Source organism: Streptomyces pseudovenezuelae, assembly GCF_029892565.1.
Classification (GTDB): domain Bacteria; phylum Actinomycetota; class Actinomycetes; order Streptomycetales; family Streptomycetaceae; genus Streptomyces; species Streptomyces pseudovenezuelae_A.
This window is the reverse complement of the sequence record NZ_JARXVH010000048.1, coordinates 1-20,715: the sequence shown is the minus strand read 5'-3', so window position 1 is coordinate 20,715 and position 20,715 is coordinate 1. Positions and strand designations below refer to the sequence as shown.

The window sequence follows — 20,715 nt, the reverse complement described above, 5'->3', positions numbered from 1 at the left end:
AGATCCCACAGCCGCACCGTGGCGTCGTCACCGCCGGTGGCCAGGACAGGTCTGCCATCGATGACCGCCCAGGCCACCGACAGCACCACACCCCTGTGTCCGGTCAGGGGCTGCCCCAGGAGGGTGGGTGCGGCGGGGTCGCGCAGATCCCACAGCCGCACCGTGTCGTCGTAGCCGCCGGTGGCCAGGACAGGTCTGCCATCGATGACTGCCCAGGCCATCGACAGCACCGAGCCGTTGGGGACGGTCAGGGGCTGTCCCAGGGGGGTGGGTGCGGCGGGGTCGCTCAGATCCCACAGCCACACCGTGTCCCGCATCCGCACCGTGGCGTCGCCGCTGCCGCTGCCGCTGCCGCTGCCGCTGCCGCTGCCGGCGGCCAGGACGGGTCTGCCGTCGATGACCGCCCAGGCCAGCGATAGCAGCACACCCCTGTGTCCGGTCAGCGGCTGCCCCAGGGGTACCCCCGCCCAGCGTTGGGCTTCAGCCACGTCGGCTCACGTAGTCGCTCGTGGCGACGCGAATGCTCTCCGAGGCGGTCACATTCCGATGATGGGGCACTGACCTGCCAGCCGTACCGCCGTTCCCCAAGCCGTTATGTCCCGCCGACACCCTCGCCTAGGCCTGGTCCTACGGCTATCGCCGCAGGCAGATCCGCCTTCCTCAATGCACCCACCGCGCGAAGACGTGCGCGAACTGCAAGGAAGGGGCCCTGCGTTGGTACCACCGCGTCCTGGCCAGGACTGCGGAGCACGAGGCCGTGGTGGCCCGCCCGCCACTGGTGGTCGACCGTCGCATGTCACCTGGCTCGACGCCCGCCACCTCGACCTCGCCGTCGCCCAGGAGGACCTCGGCCTCTGGATGACGGAGCTGCGGCACGGGAGCGTCCGATCCTCCGGCAGTCGCGGAGGCTGCCTCAACACCCTCTGCGCAACGGTGACTTGAAAACGCTGTGCCGACGTGTTTGCAAATGGTGTACTAATGGGCATCCGAAGTGCTGTAGTTAACTACAACACTAAGTGGAGAAGGAGAAGTCCTTGGTCTACGACATTCGTCCGCTCGCCAACGGGCTGCGGACGGACCACCCGGTGCCCGGTCTGCCGTTCGTCGACGACTCGCACTTGCCCCTCGACGACGGCCCGGATGCCATCGAGGCAGTCGGCCGGAACAAGGGGGAAGGCATGTGGGGCCGGTGCGACACCTCTCGCGAGGGGGGCTGGCTGGCCTTCACCACCGACCCGATCGCCCACCACCTGGGCTGGGCCGTCCGCTACCACCCCGAGCACGGGCGCACCGTGCTCCTGCTGCGCGACCAGGACACTGCCAGCCTGCACACCTACTGGTCGGGGGCGCCGCTGCTGTTCCGGGCCGGCGGCTACTGGTGGGACGGCGACACCTGGTACCGGCCTGGACAGATCTGGGACCCGGTCACCGAGGACTATGCACGCCACACGGCACGCGCCACGGCCACCGTCCACGCCATCGACATGCTCGACGGCCGCGCCCACCCGGACCGCGCACCCGTGCACAAGGTCGCCACATTCGACCCTGCCACCGCGGCGCCAAAGGACTGGCTCGACCACCTGACCCGGTGGGCGCAGCACCACCAGAAACAGGACGATCCCCTGCCGCTGGAGAAATGCGTCGTCGACCTGGCCAGTCCCGAACTCACGGGGGACCGGCTGATCGGCGTGCCCGACATGGCCGCCCTGGGCGGCATTACGGCCTCCACACTGCGGGGTTACATCTCCCGGGGCGAGAACGACGTGCCGCTTCCCCAGGCGACCGTCGGTGGCCGGGCCCAGTGGTCACGCCCGGTCGCCGAGGACTGGGCGGAAGCCCGGCACCGCTCCTCCGACGGGCTGAAGGACGCCATGTCGGCAGGCGACCGGCACCGTCTCGCCCCGGGAGCGGCTCAGATCCGGGACCGCTTCAGCGAGACCTTCTTCAGCTTCCTGTGGAAGCGGCCCGACATCCGCAAGCGGTGGGGCCTGCGCCATCGCAACGAACCGAACGTGCGGGAGGTTGCCGACCAACTAGCCTTCGAGGTCGCCGACAGCCTCAGGCGCATCGTCCCGACAGACGCGCTGGGGCCGACCATCCGCCACGCCGTCCTGGAGGATTTCGCCACCTCGCTGCGTGTCAGCGAGCGCCGGGGCGGCCAGCTCAAGGCCTTCGACCTCATCCTGTCGGTTCCCCTGGCGAAGATGCTCAGCTGGTTCATCCAGCACTTCCCGACCTCGGCCCAGTGGTACGTCGGCGAGATCATGGGCGAGGCAGACAAGCAGCTCGGCATCCCCGCTCAGGTGACGGGCGAAGCGCTGCGGCGGTCCGCGACCACGAACGGGGAACTCGATGGCCAGACCGCGAAGGAGTTCTTCTCCCGTGCCGTCCCGCGCGAGCCGGAGGACTGAGATCCTTCGCCGAGTGAGGGGCACCGCCGCCGGCCGCAGCCCGGGCCGGCGTGCGCCGGCCCGGGCGAGGGCTGGAGCGCGGCGGGCGGCCGCAGGCAGCACCCTTTCTGCCGTGCGGGTCAGTGAGGTTCACGGAAGCCGGGAAGTCCCAGCGGCACGGGAGTCATCCCGGAGCCGTTTGGGGAGCGTTGCAGAACCAGCCGGAACCGCCCGCCGCCGACCGGCCGCATACCGACTTCCACGCCGTCACCGCGGCCGGCGGTGAGCGCGGCCAGAGCCGGGCCGCGGCTGCCCGCTGCGACGGCGACCTCGGGGTGGGAGACGAACACCGGGCCGAGCTCCAGGCGCCGCCCGGCAATCTGCACGGGGAACGCTTCGCACGGCAGATGCAGGGGCTGCACCTCGCCGCCGAGCAGGGCGCGTGTGGCGGGGGTGTCCCGGCCGTTGAGGGTGAGACGCACTTCCGGCAGGAAAGGGCAGACCACACAGTGCCCGTCGGCGAGGAGACGCGCGACGCGCAACACGATCCGCTCGTCGCGGGTGAGTTCGCCCGGGACGGGGAAGTACTGCTCGCTGTGGCGCTGCACCACCTCCAGATCCTCGAGAAACAGCTGCAGTTGTGCGAAATCGCGGTACACCGCCTCGGCCGAGGGTGGGATCTCGCCACCTCCGACGGCGCCCGCGCCCGTACGCACCTCGAAGATTCCCCCGTCCGCCATGCGCCGGTGCAGGCGCAGCACCCGCAGGGCGGCCGCTGGCTCCAGCCCCTCCAGCGAGAACGAGAATGTCAACGACGCCGCGGTCTGCGGATTCTCAGGCATCAGCAGCTGAAGTCGGCCGCCCGCCAGCTCCATCCGCACCGACCGGCCCACGCTGCCGAGCCCCAGGTGCTTCAGCTTGCCGGGATAGGAGGCGGTGATCTGATCGCCGTCCAGGAACACCAGATCGGCCTCCACCCCGGCGGCCGGGCCCTCTTCCGTAGGACCCCACCGCACCTCGGCGTTCTCCAGTTCCCTGCCCAGGAACTCCGGCCCGGTGACCGTTACCTTCTCCACCGCCCCGTGCGGCAGCACCACCTTCTCGTCCAGTCCGTAGCCCAGGCTGCGCCGCACGGCCTCGGACTGCTCCGGTGCCAGGGGCCCGATTCCGGTCAACGTGAACATCACGGGCGAGACCTCATGCGCCCGCGGGTGCTTGCCTCGCAGCGTGTGCACCACCGTGTCGCCCTGCCGGGCGGAGTCGATGGTCCAGTGGTCGTCCAGTCCGTCGGCCTGACCGCCCAACGCCCGCACCCGGGCGCTCACGTCGTCCACACCGCCCATGAGCAGCGCTCGCTCCTGCCCGTACACCTTCGCTGCCTCGAACAGCTGATCCCGGGTGAACGACGCCTCCAGGTCCGCGTGGACCGCCAGCAGACCATCCAGCGTCGCCCGGTCCCACACCTGCACCTCGACCGCCAGCCCGTCCGCCAGTGACCGCACGAACGCCCGCTCCGTCGGCGTCAACACACAAGGCACCACCAGCACCCACTCCTCCGGCTCACCCCTCATAGCCCGCGTGAACGACGCCTTGATCGACCCTCGCCGCCCTTTGTGCGACGCGGTCGGGAATCCGTCCGGGTAGTACTTCAGCTGGAACACCCGTATTCGGGAACCACGGGAGACCTTGATGTCGATTCCGTCGTCCCCGCCACGTCCGTTGACCGCCTCCACCCGCGCGGCCGCGTCGTGCACGCGGTGCACCACGGCCTCGACGATCCGGTCGAATGCCGGTTGTCCGATCCGCTCCCAATCAACCGCCACGACCGCTCCCGCCCCGCGATGTCCACGCAGACGATGGTCCCACCCGGCACCGACATCACCCGCGACGCCGTGTGCCGCGCGGACAGCAGACACGCGAGGGTGTTGTCCCCCGGGGCTCGGGGGGGTGGTGTCCGGATGACCGGCAGGGTCGGCAGCGTAACCCGGCAGCGCTACGACGAGCTGGTCAGGCTGGGGAGGGACTGGGTCGACACGATGAGCAGCGTCCAGTGGCGGCTAGGTGTGGTGTCTCATGACGTTGGTTCCACGAGGTCCTCGAACGCGAGCTGCTGCGGGGCTGGGTTGAGCGGTTCCGGTGGCAGATCGAAGCGGCGCAATACCAACCTCATGAGAGGGCACACCTAGTCATCGGTCCGCGCGGGCGCCGGTGTCACTCCCACGTCCGACCATGCCGCCAAGACGGCGCGCTCCTCGGTACTGCCCTCGCCGTACCGGTCCCGGGCGGCGTCGGCGGTGAGACGGGCCCAGTCGGCGAAGAGGAGTCCGTCGCGTACTCCGTCCCCTGTCAGCGCGTCCCACCAGATCTGCCCGGCCCGTTCCCATGCCCGGCCACCGAGGCTCTTGGCAAGCAGGTGGAAAGCGCGGTTGGGGATGCCGGAGTTGATGTGGATGCCGCCATTGTCCCGTTCCGTCACTACGTAGTCGTCCATATGCCCGACCTGCGGATCGACGCCAAGCATGTTGTCGTCGTACGCAGTTCCGGGCGCACTCACCGAGCGCAGCCCCACGCCCTGCCGGCCCGGCGCGAGCAGCCCGGCCCCCAGGATCCAGTCCGCCTCGTCCGCGGTTTGTCCGAGCGACCACTGCTTGACGAGAAGGCCGAAGACCTCGCGGATGGAGCCGCCGAGCGCGCCGTTCTCTCCCTGATACGAGGTGAAGTAGAGCAACTCCTCGATCCCGTGGGTGGCTTCCGCCGCGATCACCTCCGGGCACTTGCTGAAGCGTGTAAAGACCACGCCGTCACCGTCACCCAGGAACAGCGAGTAGCCGTCCCACCAGCCGTTGGTGTAGTTCTCGCCGTAGTGCACAGTGGCGGCGAGCGACCTGCCGGAGGCTGGCAGGATGGCGCGGCCGTAGACCTCGCGGAAGAACCTGCGCACGGCGACCAGCGCGTCGTACGTCTCGTCGACCATCTGGTCGCCCACCGGCGGGACGCCGGTGTACCGAACCACCTTCAGATCCTGTCTCCGCTCCGTCCCCTCTGCGTCGAAGACAACAACGTCCGCAGTGAAATGGGCACCCGGCACCGGCTCCGGTCCTTCCTGGCCCAGCCGAACCCCAGCACCGGTGAAGCCAGTCGTCGCATCGTCCTCGATCACCCGGCCAAGCACCACGAGCGAGGACACAGAGCCGGCCCTGGCCAACGGGTGCGGACCGCGCCGGGCAAGGACCGGACCCACCAGCTTCCTGACCCAGCCCTTCACCTCGCGCTCGGGCACCTGCGCGATGGCACCCGCCTCCCTTATAGCGGCAGCAAGGCGCTTCGCTTCCTTGTCGATCCACTCTCTGCGCTCGGCGAGAGGCAACGAGTTCTCGGCGATTATCGGGGACATCTCCAAAGCCTCGTAGCCACGGTGCACGGTCTCGAACGACGCACCGCTGCGCCGACGTGCCAGGACCGCGCCGTGCTCGTCCCAGGCGGCGCGCGACAGATTGGTGACGGCCCAGTGGTCCGTCCGACGGAAGTACACCACCGCGGCACAGTCCCTGGTGAGTTCGGCATAGATCAGGCGGGCCGCGGTCCGTACACCAGTCCTCGTACGCAACCCGGCGGCGGCCCCTGTGACCAGGGCGCCGCCAAGCGTGCCGATGAGCGCAGCGACCAGGGTGCTGTCCATAGCGGAATGGTGCGGTGCCCGCTACCGCTCTGCCTAGAGGTGATGCCTCGTCGGGTACAGACCGGCGCGGTGATGCCAGCGGGCAGTCACGCGTGCGCTCGATGGTTCCAGAAAGGCTGATGGGCGATCGAGAACGCCTGCCAGCGCAGATCGACGTCCTCGCCCGGCAGGCCAGTAGCCGAAGACCACAGCCAGACCGGCAGGGGATCGTGGCCGGCGGGCAGTCGATCGACCTCCAGACGGATCAACGTTCCCTCGATAAGAGGGAGTTCACCGGTGTAGTCGATCCACGCTGAGCGGGTGGTCAACCTCGGGATCGGGCTCGCCCCAGGTAGAGGGCTAGGCGAAGCGGAACTCCTTGCCGTGCTTTGGCGGGCGGCCGCCCTGCGGCGGAGAAATCCACGGGACCGGGACGGGCTGGCGCATCACACGGTCCGTACGCATCGGCCCCAAGACCTCCACCGGCAGCCCGGCCAGGAGATAGGCCATGCGCGGAGCGCCGTAGCCGGCATCGAAGACGACCAGGATGTCGCGGTTACCCAGGCTATGCCGCCTCCGTCGGCCGCCCCAACTCATCACAGCTCAGTGCCCGTTGGTCGTCCCGCTGCAGACCCAGCGCCCGCGCACACGTTTCCCCCGAGCCACTGGGGCGCCTATCGAGGCCAGCACGAAAGGCGCACGCCTCGCGTCCCTGATGCACCAGCCACCGCCGCCTCCCGGCTGAGCAGAAGAACGCGGTCGAAGCCGTCTCGGCCGTGAGAAGAGGGCAGCGGCACCGCCGCATCGCGTTGTCAGGGCACGGCTGGGGGGTCGGGGTGTTGGCGTAGCCAGTGTTGGAGTTCACGGTGGCGGTACTGGTAGGCGGGCCCGCTGTAGCGCATGAGTCCTGCGGTGACGGCCCAGTCCAGGAATTGGCCGAGACGGAGAGGCAGACGGCGGCGCGAGCAGAGCAGAAACACCGCATACCGTAGCGAATTCTCCGGACCGGCTGCGACCCCGTTGATGATGACGGAGGCGGTTCCGGCTGCGATCCCGGTCGCGGCCCCGAATCTTGCCCCGGCCAAGGTTCCGTTCATGATGCCAGCTGCGATGCCGAACGCGATGCCGAACGCGAGCCCGAACGCGGCGTCTCTTCTGATGACATCTCGGGCTCCGAGGCTCATACCTGGCTCCTGCGTGAATCCGGCCGCGACGGCGAGGAGGGTCCCCAACGCGAGCCCGAACGGGAGCCCGACTGCGGCCCCGGCCGCGACGCTGAAGACGATCCCGGCTGTGACCCCGAGCGCGATCGAGAACGCGAGGCTTCTGCGTGCTTGAGTGGTTTTGAACGGGGCGTCGAGCCTCTTGGGTCGGTCGGTTGCCACCTTGATTACGCCGGTCAGGAGGGCAAATCCGCCGATCAGCGCGGCGAGCACACCTGCTTGCGGCTGGGGGGCGATCCAGGTGAGGGGGAGGGCGGTGAGCATGGCGAAAACGGTCAGGAGGGCGTCGACGGCGCGGACGCGGGTGCGTCCGGCGAGAGGCCACAGTTCGTGCAGGACGAGGTCAGTGGCCTGCGCGCATGCGAGGGGTGAGGCGTGGAGGGTGCCGGTGGGGTCGAGGTGGGTGGTGAGGTGGTGGAGCCAGCGGTGGATGTCCTGGGGTGTGTAGCTGCGAGGGTTGGGTGCGGTGCGGGTGGCGGCGGGGATGTAGCGGGCCAGGAGGTGGCGGTCCAGGGCGCCGGGGCCGGAGAGGGCGAGGAGTTCGGCGGGGTTGCCGTCGTGGTGGTAGACGGTGGCGGCCAGGCAGAGCCGCCAGGGGGTGGACAACACACTCGCAAGGGGTCCGCTGGGGGCGGCGGCCAAATGGTTGATGAGGGGCCGCCAACGGGGCGCGTCCAGGGCGCGGTCGATGAGGTAGTTCCGGGCGTCGTCGGTGGCGACCGGGGCGATGGCGATGCGGGCGGCATCCAGGACTCGGGTGTGCTGGGCCAGGGCGTCGTAGTGCCGCGTGCGGCAGGTCAGGATGAGGGGCCCGGCGTTGCGGCCCTGTTGGTAGGCGTTGAGGGCGCCCATCACGGCCGTGGCGCGGGGCGCGGAGGGGTCGGGGGAGCCGTCGGGGGTCGGGGGATCCATCTCGTCCAGGCCGTCCAGGACCGGCAGCACCAGGTTGTGTCGGACCAGGCCGGCGGCCAGGCCCGCGGGCCAGTCGTAGGCCTCGACCAGCCGCTGCTCCAACAGTTCGGGCAGGGACTGGTGCTCGGTGTCCCATCTCGACAGCGGGATACGGACCGGGACGGGGTCGTCCTCGGCGCGGCCGTCGATGAGGGCCAGGAGTAGTTCCAGGGCCAGGACGGTCTTGCCGGCCCCGGCGGCGCCCGTGACGACCAGGCGCAGCGGCCGGGTCGCGCGGTAGTAGGTGACGATGTCCGGCAGTGACACCGGGCCCGGGCCGTCGGCCGTCAGCCGCCCGGCGATGGGGGCGGTGGCTGCGCGGACTTCGGCCGGGTGCAGGGCGTACGCGAGGTTGACGCGCCGGGTGTCGTCGCCCAGCAACTGCCGCCACACCGCGCTCTCCCCGGCTTCGACCTGGTCGGCCAGCGTCGAGGCCCGACCGCGGGCGAGGGCGGCATCGCTGCCCTCGATCGGCTTGCGCAGCGCCACCAAGGCGATCACGAGCCCAACTATGGCCAGGAGTGGACCCAGCATGGTTGCGGTATCGGGCGGCTGGAGACCGCCGTGGATGAGCGGTCCGACCGCCCATGCGGCGCTCCAGACGATCGCCACGGCACATAGGGCCCCGAGCAGCTGCCACTTGCGCCGCCGGCGGCGCCCCCCGAGCCCTACCATCCCCCGATCATCACAATTGCACTTCCCCAACGCAGCCGACTTCTCCTGCCTGTGACCAAGCGGAGACTCGTCCCGTCAGTTGCCTTCCCGGAGGGAGCCTGAATACGGTCACGAGCGCCCTGTGCGGGACTCCATCAGCGTCCGGTACAGCCTCGCGGTCTCATCCGCCTGCGCCCTCGACCGCTCGGTACGGACCGCACACGGCACCATCGGGCGGCCCGTCTCCATGCCGGTGATCGCTCGGGCCCTGTCGCGGTCATGTTCGCCACGCAGAAGTCCAGGCCAGTGGTGCGCCGGAGGTGTCCGAGGTCGGAAAGCACTGGGCCATCGCGGAGTTCCTGCGGCGAGCCAGCCTGGAGGGCCTGGACACGGACGACCGCGGGCTCGGAGCTCATCGAGCGGCGCGTCGCCGGTCTGTTGCGTGCTGCGCACCGCCACGACCGACTCCGGCGCGGGCTGCGCACCCGGCACATCGGGAAGAGCAATGCCTGGGCCCATCGACTGCGCAAGCCGGGCCTGCGCACTGGTTTCTCCGCCCGCGTGGCTGCGCAGCCACGCGTCGAGGAACACCGTGGCGTACCCCGCCGGGCTGGCCGCCACGGCCGTCTGCACGGTGTCCGGCTTCTCTTCGGGGGCCGCCTGGACCACGGTCGCCGGCGTGGCGACGGCGACGGCCAAGGCGATGGGACCGGCCGCCACCGCACCCCACACGCCCAGGCGGCCCAGGTGGACCCGGCGCCGCATCTGCTGCAGCCGGGCGTCCGCGGCGGTCGGAGGAGCAGCCTGCTCCTCCCGCGACGGCTTGGCACGAGACATACCGAACTCCCAGGTCAGAACGAGTTGTTGCTTCTGACCCGAGGCAACCGGCCGCCCCCGACCCGACCACCGACCACAAGACCCCGACCACGATCACGAACGGGACACGAACCCGTGGTGGGGGCCATGGTCGGCCCGACCACAGACCCGACCACGACATTTCCCAGTGCGTGGAATCCCGCTTCGAAACGGTGGGCCGCGTGGCGATCGAGGCGGCCCGCGCAGAGGTTGCGCAGGCGCGGGGCGCCTGGGGGAGACCGGCACCTCGCCGCCGGCCCAGGCGATTGCGCACCAAGAACTGCGGATGCGCAGCCGGCGCCGAGACCCCCCGCGTCGTTGCGCCCTCACCCGCGCAATCCGATTGCGCACGAGCCGCGGCCCCGGTGCGCAGCGCCCCCGCACTGCGCAGCGTCCCCGCACGCCGCTGCGCAGCCGGCAACCCGCACCCTTGCGCAGCGCGGATCCGATCGCCGTTGAACGCCAGTTGCGCGATATGGACGGCGTCCCGGGCTGCCACCACGAAGACCTCAACCCGTCCCGGCATTTCCGCAGTAGGCATCTCGGACCATCGCCGCCAGGACGCAGAACCCGCCGGAGAAGGGGGTCACCGACGAAATGGGGCTGTGCAGGTGACGCAACGCGGTCCGTGGTCGACCGGGCCGCTTCGGCACGGACGTCGCGCCCCTGAACTCGGCTCCTATCAGCGGGAATCCCTGAGTCCGTGCACAGATCCTCGCCTGCTGGAAGACCCGTTCCAACAGGTCAGCGAATTCCGTCGGTTGCCCGAAGACTCCGCCCCGAGCTTGATGCCGTCCGTGGAGCAACGGCCCGATGCGTGGTCGGCCCGACCACAGACCCGGCCACGGCAGCCCGGCGCGTGTGTTGCCGGATCGTGACCGGTGGTCGGGGCTGGTGGCCGCCGGCGTGGTCGGGGTCGGCGGGTGAGCTGCCTCCATGGACTCCACGCACGTCCCCTCAAATGCCGGCACCACGCGTCGCGTTGTGGCGACCGGTGCGGGCAGCTGCTGTGCGCACAGCGCACTCACCCACGCGCGATGACCGGAGCACAGGTCCGCCGCGGCCTGATGGCCGGCGACCAGTTCACCCAGATAGCCAACGGCCTCTTCCGCGACAGCCACCTCACCTGCAAGGCGAAGGGCATCTTCGGCTACATCAGCACGCACCGGGCCGGCTGGCACGTGAGCGTCGCGGGGCTCGTCCGTGCCGGGCCCGACGGACGGGACGCGGTGCGCACAGGACTGCAGGAACTGGAGACCCACGGCTACCTGGTCCGTGAACGCCTGCGCCGTCCGGACGGAACGCTCGGCGAGACCGTCTACTGCATCACCGATCACCCCGCCTGTGTCGAGGCCTTCCTGGCGGATGCCGCCGCGGCGCTTCCGGCGCCGGGTGCGCCCATCGGAGGCCGGTGCGACGACGGCATGGGGATCCGCCGCGGTGTGATGGCCGGCGACCAGTTCACCCAGATAGCCAACAGCCTGTTCCGCGACCGGCAGTTGTCCTTCAAGGCCAAGGGTCTGTTCGGGCTGATCAGTACCCACCGCGACGGCTGGCACATGACGGTCGCGGACCTGGCCCGCTGCGGCCGCGACGGCGTCAGCGCGGTGACGACCGGGCTGGAGGACCTCGAGCGCCACGGCTTCCTGCAGCGGGACCGTGACCGCAACCCGGACGGCACGCTCGGCTCGGTCACGTACTTCATCACCGACCTGCCCAGCCTGCACAACACCAGGTCACAACCAGAGTCGGGAAACCCAGGACTGGATATCCCTACGTTGGCTGACCGGCCCACAAAGAACACCATCAGTAAGAAGACCAACAAGCAGAACACCAGCCCCCTCCCTCCGTGCGCCACCGGCGACGCGGCGCGGGCGCCCGGATGGACGGACCAGACGAACGCGCTCCCGGCCGATGACGTCCATCCCGGTATCCGGCTGCTGCTCGCGATCGGAGCGAGCCGTCCTGAACTGCTGCTCACCGGAAAGCCGCTGACCGATCAGGGCCGCGTCGTGACGGTGATGATGGACGCCGGCTGGAGCCCCGCACAGCTGCGCCACGTCCTTACCGACCGGCCTCTGCCCCACCCGGTGCGCACGACGGTAGGTGCGATCATCGCTGCCCGGCTCCGGGCTGCCCAGGCCTACCCTCCGCCGGCGACAGCGGCAGATCACCACGAGGCGTCACCGGACGGACCCTTCGTCTCGACAGCCGGCTCGTCCTCAACCGCGGCCACCGCCCGCTCGGTGAGTGCGGCCCTGACGTACCGGGCGCTCGTCGAATGCGCGGGCTGCGGCAGGCCCGGCACCGCCCCGGGTGAAGACCTCTGCCCGGCCTGCCTCCACTGGCCGCCATGCCGCACCTGCCCGGGCCCCACCCCCCGACGCGCCCAGCCCGGCGGCGACGGCCGCTGCACCACGTGCGCCTCCACCTTCACCAACCGCCTGGAAGGAAGCAGCCCGTGACGGACACGCCCCCACCAACGCCAACCACAGCCGCGCACCACCAGCGCCCCTTCCCCCGCGATCCAGGGCGGTGGGAAAAGGAACGCTCCCACGCCCTGCGCACCGGCCACGCCCGCGACCACACCTGTACGGCCGCCTGCGAGGTCGTGCTCGTCCACGAACGCACCCGGTGGGGCTGGCTCGCCTGGACCGTCCCCGCCGACGGCAGCGCGCCCGAGATCCCCCACCAGATCGGGGTGCTCACCCCGGGCGCGACCCGCAGGCAGCGCCTGGCGCTGCGCTGGCTGACCAGACGCCCCGCCCGACGCCTCGGCTTGATGGTCACTGTCCCCGGGGCCGGACACGCCGCCGGCTTCCCCGCGGGGATCCGCCGCGGCGTGATGGCGGCCGATTCCTTCACCCAGATCACCAACGGGCTCTTCCGCGACACCCGGTTGTCCTTCAAGGCCAAGGGCCTGTTCGGACTCCTCTCCACGCACCGGGACGGCTGGCGGATGAGCGTCAGTGATCTGGTGCGCCGCGGCCGCGACGGAGAGGCCGCCGTGCAGAGCGGGCTGAAGGAGCTGGAGAAGCACGGCTTCCTGGTCCGTGAACGCGAGCGCGGCCCGGACGGCACCCTCGGCGCGGCCGTCTACGTCATCACTGACCTGCCCGCTTGGCACCGCAGCAGGTCACAACCAGAGTCGGGTTTTCCACCAGTGGATGACCCTACGTTGGCTGACCGGCCCCGTAAGAACACCAACAGAAAGAAGACCACTCAGCACAACACCAGCCCCCTCCATCCGTGCCGCGGCGACGCGCCGCGAGCACCTGAGCGGACGGACGGGCCGGACACGCCGACATCCTCGCCGGCCGCGCCCGCGGCGGATGAGATGCCCCCCCCGGGGATCCTGCTGCTGCTCGAACTTGGGGCGGCCCGCCCCCAGCTGCTGCTGACCGGACAGGCGCTGACCGACCAGGGCCGCGTCGTGAGCGTGATGCTGGAATCCGGCTGGAGCCCCGAGCAGCTGCGCCACGTCATCGCCGCGCGGCCTCTGCCCCATCCGGTGCGGACCACGGTCGGCGCGATCATCGCGGCCCGGCTGCGCGCCGCCCAGGCCTACCCGCCGGCCGCCCTCGCGGCCGACCACCACGGCCCGCCCGCCGGGGCTACCCCTGCGACGCAGCCCGTGTCCGCCTCCGCCGCTGCCCGCTCGGTGAGTGAGGCCCTGACCTACCGCGCCCTCGTCGAGTGCGCCGGCTGCGGCCATCCCGCAACGGCCCCCGGCGAGGACCTGTGCCCGGCGTGTCTGGGCTGGCCGTTGTGCTCCACCTGCCCGGGCCCCACCCCCCGCCGCGCCCGCCCCGGCGGCGACGGCCGCTGCACCACCTGCGCCCGCGCCCTCACCGCCCCTTTGGAAGGAAGCAGCCTGTGACGCACACACACCGCACGTCGCCGCCGGCCGCAGCCGCGGACCACGAGCGCCCTTTCACCGGCCGCCCAAGACGGTGGGCCAAGGAACGCGACCGTGCCCTGCGTACGGGGCATGTCCGTGACGCCACCTGTACGTCTGCCTGCGAGGTGGTGCTCGTCTACGAGCGCGCCTCGTGGGGATGGCTGGCCTGGAGTGTCCCGGGCGATGGCAGCCGGCCTGAGGTACCCCACCAGATCGGCGTGCTCGCTCCGGGCGCGAGCTGTCTGCAACGGTGGGCCGTGCGCTGGCTGACCCGGCGCCCCGCCCGCTATGTCGCCCTGGCCGCCGTCCCGGGATCGCTGCGCCTGTCCACCGCGGGCGTCGCCCTCGTCAGTCTGCTCGCGGCCTTGATCGCCGCGGGCCGCGGGGTTGCTGCCGATGTCGTGGTGCCGGCCATGCTCCTGGTTCTGGCCTTGGCCGATCATCTGCCCGGCCGGCTGGACGCCCGGGCCCGGGTGCACGTCCGCACGGTCGAAGGTGACCGATCCTGCCGCTACCTGCGGCGTCAGAGCGCCCTGCACACCTCGCTCGTCCAGGCCGCCGCCGGCAGCCGCCGCCACGAACTGCGCCGTGCGGCCGAGATCGGCCGGCACCTGCTGTGGGAGGCCGCAGGCCTGCTCCACAGCGGCGCCCCCCGCACCGTGTGCGGCGAACTCATCGCCCGTGAGCGGCTGATGCTCCAACTCGCCCACCAGGTCACCCAGATCCACCGGCACGCCGCAGGCGGCCACACACCCGGCACGAACCAGACCCCCGCTCCTGCGCGGCCGGTGCGCCCGCATGCGCTCGGCGCCCAGCCGCCGGCCTATCCCCGCCTGCGTTCTGTACCGGCCCCGCTGCCGCCGAAGGAAGCCTTTCCCATGCCCCAGCCCGGCCAGGCCGACCCCACCCTGGAGGTCTACCTCCTGTTCGCGCACGAGCCCTACTACCCGGCCGCCGCACAGGAGATCAACACCACCGTCGTGGCGGCAGCCTCCTTACTGCACCCGCGGGTACGGCAGCCGGACGGCGCCCGCATCCACGACCGTCTCGTCCGCGGCCGCCGACCCGGCGAGATCGTGCCGCTGTCCACGCTCACCCACGAACTGGACGGCGGCGCACGCTGGCCGGAGGTGGGGGACTGGGAGAGGGTCACCGAAGACCTGCTGCAGCTTGTCCGCGGCCACGATTGCGACGCCCTGAACCTGGGCCTGCCGGAGATCGCCCGCGCTCTGGTGTGCGCCGGCCCTCGCAGCGAGGTCCGCACCCTCGACCCGGCATCGGGCAAGCAGCGGGTGCACAAACCTGCCGACCGGGTCGGGGTTTTGGTGGAGGTCGGCAGGCATCTGGCCCGCGCGGAAGCAGGATCCCCCTTGTGGCCCGGCGACGGCCTGCAGTCCCCGGCCGGCTCCCCGGATGCCCTCTGAGGGGCCGTTCGTGTCGCTCCCGCCGGGGCGTATGCCCGTAGCCTGCTGGGCAGTTCGGCGAGCGAGGCACGGCGCGGGGTCGGCTAGGCGTGGTGCTTCTCCCAGGCGCGGGCGGCTTCCTGCATCGGTGTCGCCCAGTCGTCGTCGCTCTGCTTGGCGATGGAGTCCCACAGGCGCCGTTGGACGCGGGCGAGGGCCAGGAGGCCTTCGGCGGGAGCAAGTCCCCATGCCGGGTGGGCGGCGGCCACATCCTCTGCTTGCTCGCAGGTGTGGCCGCATGCGATCAGCCACAGCAGCCACAGCGCGGGATCGATCCAGGCGGCGCCGGTGGAGGCCCACCCCCAGTCCACGAACCGGGCGTCATCTCCGGTCATGAGGACGTTGTGCGGGTTCCATTCCGTGTGCAGGAGGCTGTCCCCGGCAAACCAGACCAGGTCTGCGGGATCGTCTACGTAGGTGCGCAGCCGGTCGGGCATCGTCTTGAGCTCCAGGGCCGGCACTGGGATGCCGGCGAGCTGGATCATGCTTGCCATGACCGCGGGCAGGTCGGCCGACGCAGGCGTGTAGTCGGCGTGGCGGCCCTTCAGATACTCGAAGGCGAGCAGGCTCCAGCCGTCGGCTTCGGCGTGCCACAGCAGCCGCGGCGCGATATCGCTGATCTGCGGGCTGATCTGTGCCTCTCGCTCCTGGGTCCATACGCGCGGGTGGTCGCTGGGCAGCCCCTTGACGAACAGGGTGCGGGCGGGTGTGCGCACGCGGGCGGCGATGGCGCTGTTGAGGCCGGCGTTGATGGTGGCGACGTCGATGACGGGGGCGCCGGTGTTCTTCTCGATCAGCCTCCGCACGGTGTCAGGCAGGTCGGTGAGCCGCTGCGTGGGCATCGAGGTGAACCTCCAAGAGGGATGGTGCGGGACCGCACGCCGGTTACGGCCCCGGCAGCTTGCGGATGACGTACTCCCAGGACCCCGGCGGGCCGCCGTGCAGCGCGCTGAGTTCCGCGGCCGGCCCCGGGTGGTAGCCGTGGCGCTCGATCGCCTCGACGGCGTACTGCCCGGCGAACGGGGCGGCCGAGAGCTTCTGGCGGGTGTAGGCGCTCAGGGGGCAGGGCCCCCTGAGCGATGCGACGCCTTGGGGGCCACAGGCTGCTGGGGTCAGTTCGAGCTGAAGACCTCGATGGTGCACTTGGCTGCGCCACTGCGTTTGATCCGTGCGCCGCAGGTGACCAGCGGGACGCCGAGGGATTCGGCGAGTGCGACGTACTGGGCGTCGTAGGCGCTCAGGTTGGCATCCAGGACACGAACGCGTTCCCACAGGGCGAGAGTGTCGTGCTTGTCCAGGAGCAGTGCCGTGAAGTCGGCCATGGCCTTGGTCACCTGCTTCTCGGTGAGCTTGCCGCCGCGCTGCATTCCCAGCAGTGCCGATTCGATTTCGTAGTCGATCAGGGTGGGTGCGTAGGCCGTGACGGCTTCGCTGAGGCGCTTGCGGACAGCGCTGCCGGTGACGCCGTGGTGGGTCAGGAAGATCACCAGTGCTGACGTGTCGATGACGATCAACGGCCTCCTCGCCCCTCATCGATCGCTGCCAGGACGTCCGCGGTGGTGTACTCCGCGGCGGCTTCGCGCTCCAGCTGGGCGGCCATGTCCGCCATGGTCGGCTTGGTTGTCTCCCGGGCGATCAGTTCCTGCATGTATGCCTGGAGGGACTTCCCGGCCTGGGCGGCACGGGTCTTGAGGACGCGGATCTGGTCTTCGGGTACATCCCGGACGGTGAGGACACTCATGTCTGCATTCTCGAGCGGAAGTCTGCATTATGCAGAAGCGGGGTGTGGGTGTGCGGCCGCCCGGGTTCGGGGTGTCGTTGTGTGCTCAGGTGGGTTGTTCGCCGAGGACGGTGCGGAGCCAGTCCCGTGCCGGGCATGAAGCGGTTGCTGCTGGCCCCGGACACCTCCGTGCTCGTCATCGCCGCGAACGTATCGCTGCGTGATCACCGTCGGATGGTGCCGTCCCGTCTGATGCTCACACAGACAGCGCTCGTCCGCCGTATGTTGGCAGACGCCCTGGCGGTCGGCCCTGCTGGCGAAGAGACGGCAGACGCCTGACGCCGATTGATCGGCGGCCCCAGTGGGGGTTCGATGAGCTGGCGCGGCCGGGCAGCGGCTGTGCCGGCTGGGTGCCGTCATGGGACGGTTTCGGGTTGTCGTGGGTGCGTGGTGTCGCTGATGGTGCGGGTCGGGGCCTGGCCTGCGGGCGGTCGTCATCGTCGGCAGGTTCGGGGTGTTGTGGCTGGTTTGGTCACCAGCCGTCGAGGGTGACGTCGGGGCCTGTGGAGAGGTAGTGGTGCAGGGCGTCTGAGGTGGTGTTCACGAAGTGTGGGGGGAGGGTGTGGGTGTCGGCCCACTGGACCTGTGCGTGTTTGCGGGGTTCGCGGTTTTCGGGTTCGCCGCTCCATTCGTGGGCGGCGAAGACGACGGTGAGGAAGCCGCCTGGGGCTTCGACGCCCCAGGCGCCGTGGATGATGTGGGCGACCTTGAGGGCCTGCGGTGTGACGGTGAGGCCGGTTTCCTCGTGCAGCTCGCGCACCGCGGTCTGGGTGATGGGCTCGCCGGGTTCGCTCTTGCCGACGGGGAGGTCCCACATGCCTGGGGCGAATTTTGCGTTGTGGCTGCGTTGGAGGAGGAGGACACGGTTTGTGGCCTTGTCGTGGACGATGACGGCGGCGACCAGCAGGGTCATGGATTCCAGGGCGGGCGGTAGGGCTTTGGGCTGGTCGTCGGTTGTCCGCTGAGCCACGGCTGGTGTCCCTTCGTCGGCCGGTTGGTGGGCAGCTTAGGCCAGTGCTTGGCGCGCGCGGCGGGCGAGTTCGGCGGCTCCGGGCACTTTGCGGCGCTGGTAGATGGAGAGGGTGGAGCGGAGTGAGGTGATGGCTTTGCGGGTGCGATCGGAGGTCATGCCCTCCATGAGGGTCAGGGCCTGGGACCAGGCGGCGACGGCTTCGTCGGCGCGGGCCTGGGCGGCGAGGCTGTCGCCAAGGTCGGCGTAAGTAAGAGCGTGGACGCGCTTGTACTTCTCCGGGTCCCAGCGGATCAGGGCGTCTTGGTGCTGCTGTTCGGTGCCGATGTGGTCGGCGAGGTCGGTGAGGGTGCGGGCGGTGTGGCTGGCGACGGTGCCGGCGGCGGGGCCGCTGACGCGGGAGTAGCTGGGCTGAGGAACGTCGTCGCGCAGGAGGGCGTCTTCGGCGGCGAGCAGGGCGCGGGCCGCTGCGGGCCTCTCGCCGACGGCGGCGTAGGCACGGGCGTGGGTGATGTGGAGGAGGGCTTCGGTCTGGCCGTCGACGTGGCCCAGGCCGCGGATGAGCGCGACTTCGACGAGGTCGACGCAGTGGTGGGGCTGCTTGAGGCTGAGGGCCTGGTGGGCGAGGGCGCGCATCATCCAGGCGGCGTGGCCATGCGGGTCGGCTTCCCAGGCGAGCTGGTAGCCGACCTGGTAGTAGCGCTGGGCGGCGCCTTCCTGGCCGAGGTCGTGGTGCTTCCACCCTGCCAGGTAGGCGAGTTCGGCCACAGCGCCGAAGGCCGCCCGTCGTAAGCCCTCGCTCGGGAAGCGGCCCCGGAGCATGGGGGCGGCGGTGTCTGCCAGGTAAGCCGTGACCGTGGTCAGGCCATGCCCACCGCCGAGGCGTTCGTCTGCCGCGCTGAAGGCCGCGGTGATCTGCCGCACGACCTCCACGTCCTCCGCCCCGACCACGGACGTGCCGGTGCGGGCGCGGAGCATGCGGGCGGTTGCCTCGTGGTCGTGGGCGAGCGGCATGGCGACGCCGGCGGTGGTGAAGGCGGCCACCGCGAGGAAGCGGCGGCGCTCAACATCGGCCCGGCCGAGGTCAGTTGCGGCAAGAACGGGATCCCCTTCGGCCGATCCCTCGCCATCAGGTGCGCGCAGGCCGATCGCCGTCTGGGTGATGATGCGGCCCGTTCGGCGGGAGAGCGCTTCGGCGAGGTACTGGCCGGTCCGCCCGGTGGGCTGGCGCGTGCCGTTGGCCCAGTGGGAGACGGCCGATTTGTTGGTCTGGAGGATCTCGCCGTTCTCGGCCGCGATGCGCCGGACGTCTCTCGCCAGGGCTTCGTAGGTGCAGCCGGTCGCGGAAATGGTGTCGCGCAGGCGGGAGTTGGGCTCTCTCGGCGCTGCCACGCTCGCCTCCCGTCCGGGGCTGTAAACCGCGTATACCGCTTCAACTGCCTCTCACCGTACCCACTGTGCGTGACGGAGGGTTCACTAATCATCAGCCGCCCGGCCCCGGTCCGACACCGTGACCAGGCTCCCCCTTCGGCCGGGCGGCCCCCGAAGTTCCGTACGCCCACACCGGGTTCGGGCATTCCTGTGCCCGGACCCGGCCGATCAGAGACGGAGACACGGTGACCACCATCGACACCGCGGCCATCACGGTCGTACTGCCCGAGGCGTTCGACGAGCGCTGGAGCCGCCTGCCCGGCATCCAGGTCGACGGTCGGCGCATCACCATCGACCCGGCCGAGTACTTCTTCCGCTTCGAGTCCAGCACGTGGCTCGTCGCCGACTGGGAGCTGGTCAAGTCCCAGCTCCTGAACGTGGAGGAGACGACCCAGAGCGCGGTCGAGCAGCTCGCGCTGGAGTTCATCAAGACCCACGCCAAGTCCACCTCGGACGCCGCCCAGGTGCTCGCCACCGCCTACGAGGTGTACACGTACCTCTTCCGCGACGAACACCTCTCCGCGCTCGGCCTGCCGCAGTTCACCGCCGACCACCTGCGGATGCTGCGCGAGGCAGCCACTCTGATGGCGCTCAACAAGGTCGAGTTGGACGGGCACATCTCCAACGTCGGCCCGTGCTGGTTCTTCCCCGCCGCCACCTCCGTGGTCTTCGACGTGGACGACGAGACGGGCGGCATGCTCGACGAGGTCTACCACGGCGGCTGGTTCAACGAGCACCGCCGCATCGAGGCCATCAAGGCCCACGCCGCTCTCGGCGGACGGCTCGTGCACGGCTGCCAGTCCGTGCCGGACCAGAGCGGTGGCGTCGTGGCGCCCTACGGTGCCTCGATGACCGCCTTCCGCGACGACCTCGCGGCCTTCAAGTCCGACGAGCCCGCTCGCACTACGGCCGGCTGAACAACCTCACCTTCGTCGCCAGCCACGCCGTGCCCTACCTGCAAGCCTCCGAAGAGCAGTTCGACGCTATCTACTCCGTCTTCGGCGCCATCGGGCTCGTCACCCCCGGCCTTCTGCTCCCGGCCATCACCCAGCACCTCAAACCCGGGCGCACTGTCGCCTTCTCGGTCCCCCACCCCCAGCGCGGCGGCCTACGGCCCGCCGCCGACGACAGGCCCTCCCGCGACTTCGTCACCCTCCCGGACCGCACCCGATTGCCCATCACCCGCTGGGACTTTGACGCCGACCGCTGGGAAAAACACCTCGACCGCGCCGGGCTTTGGCTCGCCTCGGCCCAGGAGTTCCACGACCCCCGCAACGGTGGCCGATGGCCAACCACGCTCCTGGTCACCGCGCGCAAATTCTGAACCCCCACCCCGGCTCCCTTAGAAGCTGTGTCACATCCTCTTTTTGCAGCTCACATGGCATGAGGGATGGTGGTGATCCGGCTTACCGTTCGGTTGGGCGTCGATGGTCGCCATT

Annotated in this window: 17 protein-coding genes and 2 pseudogenes; 7 read left to right on the top strand and 12 right to left on the bottom strand. The window is 70.4% G+C overall.

The annotated features are described in order from the left end of the window. Positions 1-488, bottom strand: a 488-nt coding sequence (locus tag M2283_RS50905; RefSeq protein ID WP_432423258.1) for a WD40 repeat domain-containing protein, incomplete at its 3' end; no start/stop codon positions are given. Positions 489-1,034: 546 nt separating this feature from the next. On the opposite strand from M2283_RS50905, the gene M2283_RS50900 reads away from it, so the two are divergent. Next, positions 1,035-2,411, top strand: a complete 1,377-nt coding sequence (locus tag M2283_RS50900; protein WP_280883466.1) for a hypothetical protein — start codon at positions 1,035-1,037, stop codon at positions 2,409-2,411. 119 nt (positions 2,412-2,530) lie between these two features. Here M2283_RS50900 and M2283_RS50895 read toward each other — a convergent pair whose 3' ends face one another. From M2283_RS50895 to M2283_RS50875, 5 genes and pseudogenes are all read right to left on the bottom strand, one after another. Continuing rightward, positions 2,531-4,213 (bottom strand): hypothetical protein, encoded by a 1,683-nt coding sequence (locus M2283_RS50895; protein ID WP_280883465.1) that lies wholly within the window; start codon positions 4,211-4,213, stop codon positions 2,531-2,533. A gap of 359 nt (positions 4,214-4,572) precedes the next feature. Then, positions 4,573-6,069, bottom strand: coding sequence for a M4 family metallopeptidase (locus tag M2283_RS50890; protein ID WP_280883464.1), 1,497 nt, complete (start codon positions 6,067-6,069; stop codon positions 4,573-4,575). Between the two features lie 131 nt (positions 6,070-6,200). Then, positions 6,201-6,621 (bottom strand): annotated as a pseudogene (locus M2283_RS50885) (transposase); the annotation flags it as partial. A 239-nt stretch (positions 6,622-6,860) separates the two neighbouring features. Then, complete coding sequence (locus M2283_RS50880) at positions 6,861-8,723, bottom strand: NACHT domain-containing protein (protein ID WP_280883463.1); 1,863 nt, start codon at positions 8,721-8,723, stop codon at positions 6,861-6,863. Between the two features lie 282 nt (positions 8,724-9,005). After that, a complete protein-coding gene (locus M2283_RS50875; RefSeq protein WP_280883462.1) occupies positions 9,006-9,713 on the bottom strand; it encodes a hypothetical protein in 708 nt (235 codons plus the stop codon). A gap of 1,055 nt (positions 9,714-10,768) precedes the next feature. Here M2283_RS50875 and M2283_RS50870 point away from each other — a divergent pair. Genes M2283_RS50870 through M2283_RS50860 form a run of 3 tightly spaced genes read left to right on the top strand, consistent with a single transcriptional unit; the run spans position 10,769 to position 15,056 of the window. After that, on the top strand, positions 10,769-12,196 hold the full coding sequence (locus M2283_RS50870) for a hypothetical protein (protein WP_280883461.1): 1,428 nt from the start codon (positions 10,769-10,771) through the stop codon (positions 12,194-12,196). Continuing rightward, a complete protein-coding gene (locus M2283_RS50865) occupies positions 12,193-13,611 on the top strand; it encodes a hypothetical protein (protein WP_280883460.1) in 1,419 nt (472 codons plus the stop codon). Before M2283_RS50870 ends, M2283_RS50865 begins: the two co-directional genes overlap by 4 nt. Further along, on the top strand, positions 13,608-15,056 hold the full coding sequence (locus tag M2283_RS50860; RefSeq protein ID WP_280883459.1) for a hypothetical protein: 1,449 nt from the start codon (positions 13,608-13,610) through the stop codon (positions 15,054-15,056). The genes M2283_RS50865 and M2283_RS50860 overlap by 4 nt, the downstream gene beginning before the upstream one ends. An 83-nt stretch (positions 15,057-15,139) precedes the next feature. Here the strand turns inward: M2283_RS50860 and M2283_RS50855 are convergent, their stop codons facing one another. The 4 genes from M2283_RS50855 to M2283_RS50840 are packed head-to-tail and all read right to left on the bottom strand — an operon-like array spanning position 15,140 to position 16,836. Further along, complete coding sequence (locus M2283_RS50855) at positions 15,140-15,937, bottom strand: aminoglycoside phosphotransferase (protein ID WP_280883458.1); 798 nt, start codon at positions 15,935-15,937, stop codon at positions 15,140-15,142. A gap of 43 nt (positions 15,938-15,980) precedes the next feature. Then, on the bottom strand, positions 15,981-16,238 hold the full coding sequence (locus M2283_RS50850; RefSeq protein ID WP_280883457.1) for a hypothetical protein: 258 nt from the start codon (positions 16,236-16,238) through the stop codon (positions 15,981-15,983). Next, the gene (locus tag M2283_RS50845) at positions 16,208-16,609 is read right to left on the bottom strand and encodes a type II toxin-antitoxin system VapC family toxin (RefSeq protein WP_280883456.1); all 402 of its coding nucleotides are present in this window, start codon (positions 16,607-16,609) and stop codon (positions 16,208-16,210) included. Before M2283_RS50845 ends, M2283_RS50850 begins: the two co-directional genes overlap by 31 nt. After that, on the bottom strand, positions 16,606-16,836 hold the full coding sequence (locus tag M2283_RS50840) for a FitA-like ribbon-helix-helix domain-containing protein (protein WP_280883455.1): 231 nt from the start codon (positions 16,834-16,836) through the stop codon (positions 16,606-16,608). The genes M2283_RS50845 and M2283_RS50840 overlap by 4 nt, the downstream gene beginning before the upstream one ends. 126 nt (positions 16,837-16,962) lie before the next feature. Between M2283_RS50840 and M2283_RS50835 the strand changes: the two genes are divergently transcribed. Beyond that, complete coding sequence (locus M2283_RS50835) at positions 16,963-17,154, top strand: hypothetical protein (RefSeq protein WP_280883454.1); 192 nt, start codon at positions 16,963-16,965, stop codon at positions 17,152-17,154. Positions 17,155-17,347: 193 nt separating this feature from the next. Here the strand turns inward: M2283_RS50835 and M2283_RS50830 are convergent, their stop codons facing one another. Next, positions 17,348-17,845: an NUDIX domain-containing protein gene (locus M2283_RS50830; protein ID WP_280883453.1), complete on the bottom strand. Its 498-nt coding sequence runs from the start codon at positions 17,843-17,845 to the stop codon at positions 17,348-17,350. 36 nt (positions 17,846-17,881) lie between these two features. Further along, complete coding sequence (locus tag M2283_RS50825; protein WP_280883452.1) at positions 17,882-19,237, bottom strand: tetratricopeptide repeat protein; 1,356 nt, start codon at positions 19,235-19,237, stop codon at positions 17,882-17,884. A 224-nt stretch (positions 19,238-19,461) separates the two neighbouring features. On the opposite strand from M2283_RS50825, the gene M2283_RS50820 reads away from it, so the two are divergent. Both M2283_RS50820 and M2283_RS50815 read left to right on the top strand, forming a co-directional pair. Beyond that, positions 19,462-20,193 carry a hypothetical protein gene (locus M2283_RS50820; protein ID WP_280883451.1) on the top strand — a complete coding sequence of 244 codons (732 nt, stop codon included), beginning with the start codon at positions 19,462-19,464 and terminating at the stop codon, positions 20,191-20,193. Further along, positions 20,151-20,600, top strand: a pseudogene (locus M2283_RS50815) (SAM-dependent methyltransferase); the annotation flags it as partial. The gene M2283_RS50820 and the pseudogene M2283_RS50815, both read left to right, overlap by 43 nt. Between the last annotated feature and the right edge of the window lie 115 nt (positions 20,601-20,715).

Excerpts from the sequence above, each read along its gene's own strand:
- M2283_RS50890 (WP_280883464.1), bottom strand. The coding sequence starts at position 6,069 with ATGGACAGCACCCTGGTCGCTGCGCTCATCGGCACGCTTGGCGGCGCC.
- M2283_RS50875 (WP_280883462.1), bottom strand. The coding sequence starts at position 9,713 with ATGTCTCGTGCCAAGCCGTCGCGGGAGGAGCAGGCTGCTCCTCCGACC.
- M2283_RS50870 (WP_280883461.1), top strand. The coding sequence starts at position 10,769 with ATGACCGGAGCACAGGTCCGCCGCGGCCTGATGGCCGGCGACCAGTTC.
- M2283_RS50855 (WP_280883458.1), bottom strand. The coding sequence starts at position 15,937 with ATGCCCACGCAGCGGCTCACCGACCTGCCTGACACCGTGCGGAGGCTG.
- M2283_RS50840 (WP_280883455.1), bottom strand. The coding sequence starts at position 16,836 with ATGAGTGTCCTCACCGTCCGGGATGTACCCGAAGACCAGATCCGCGTC.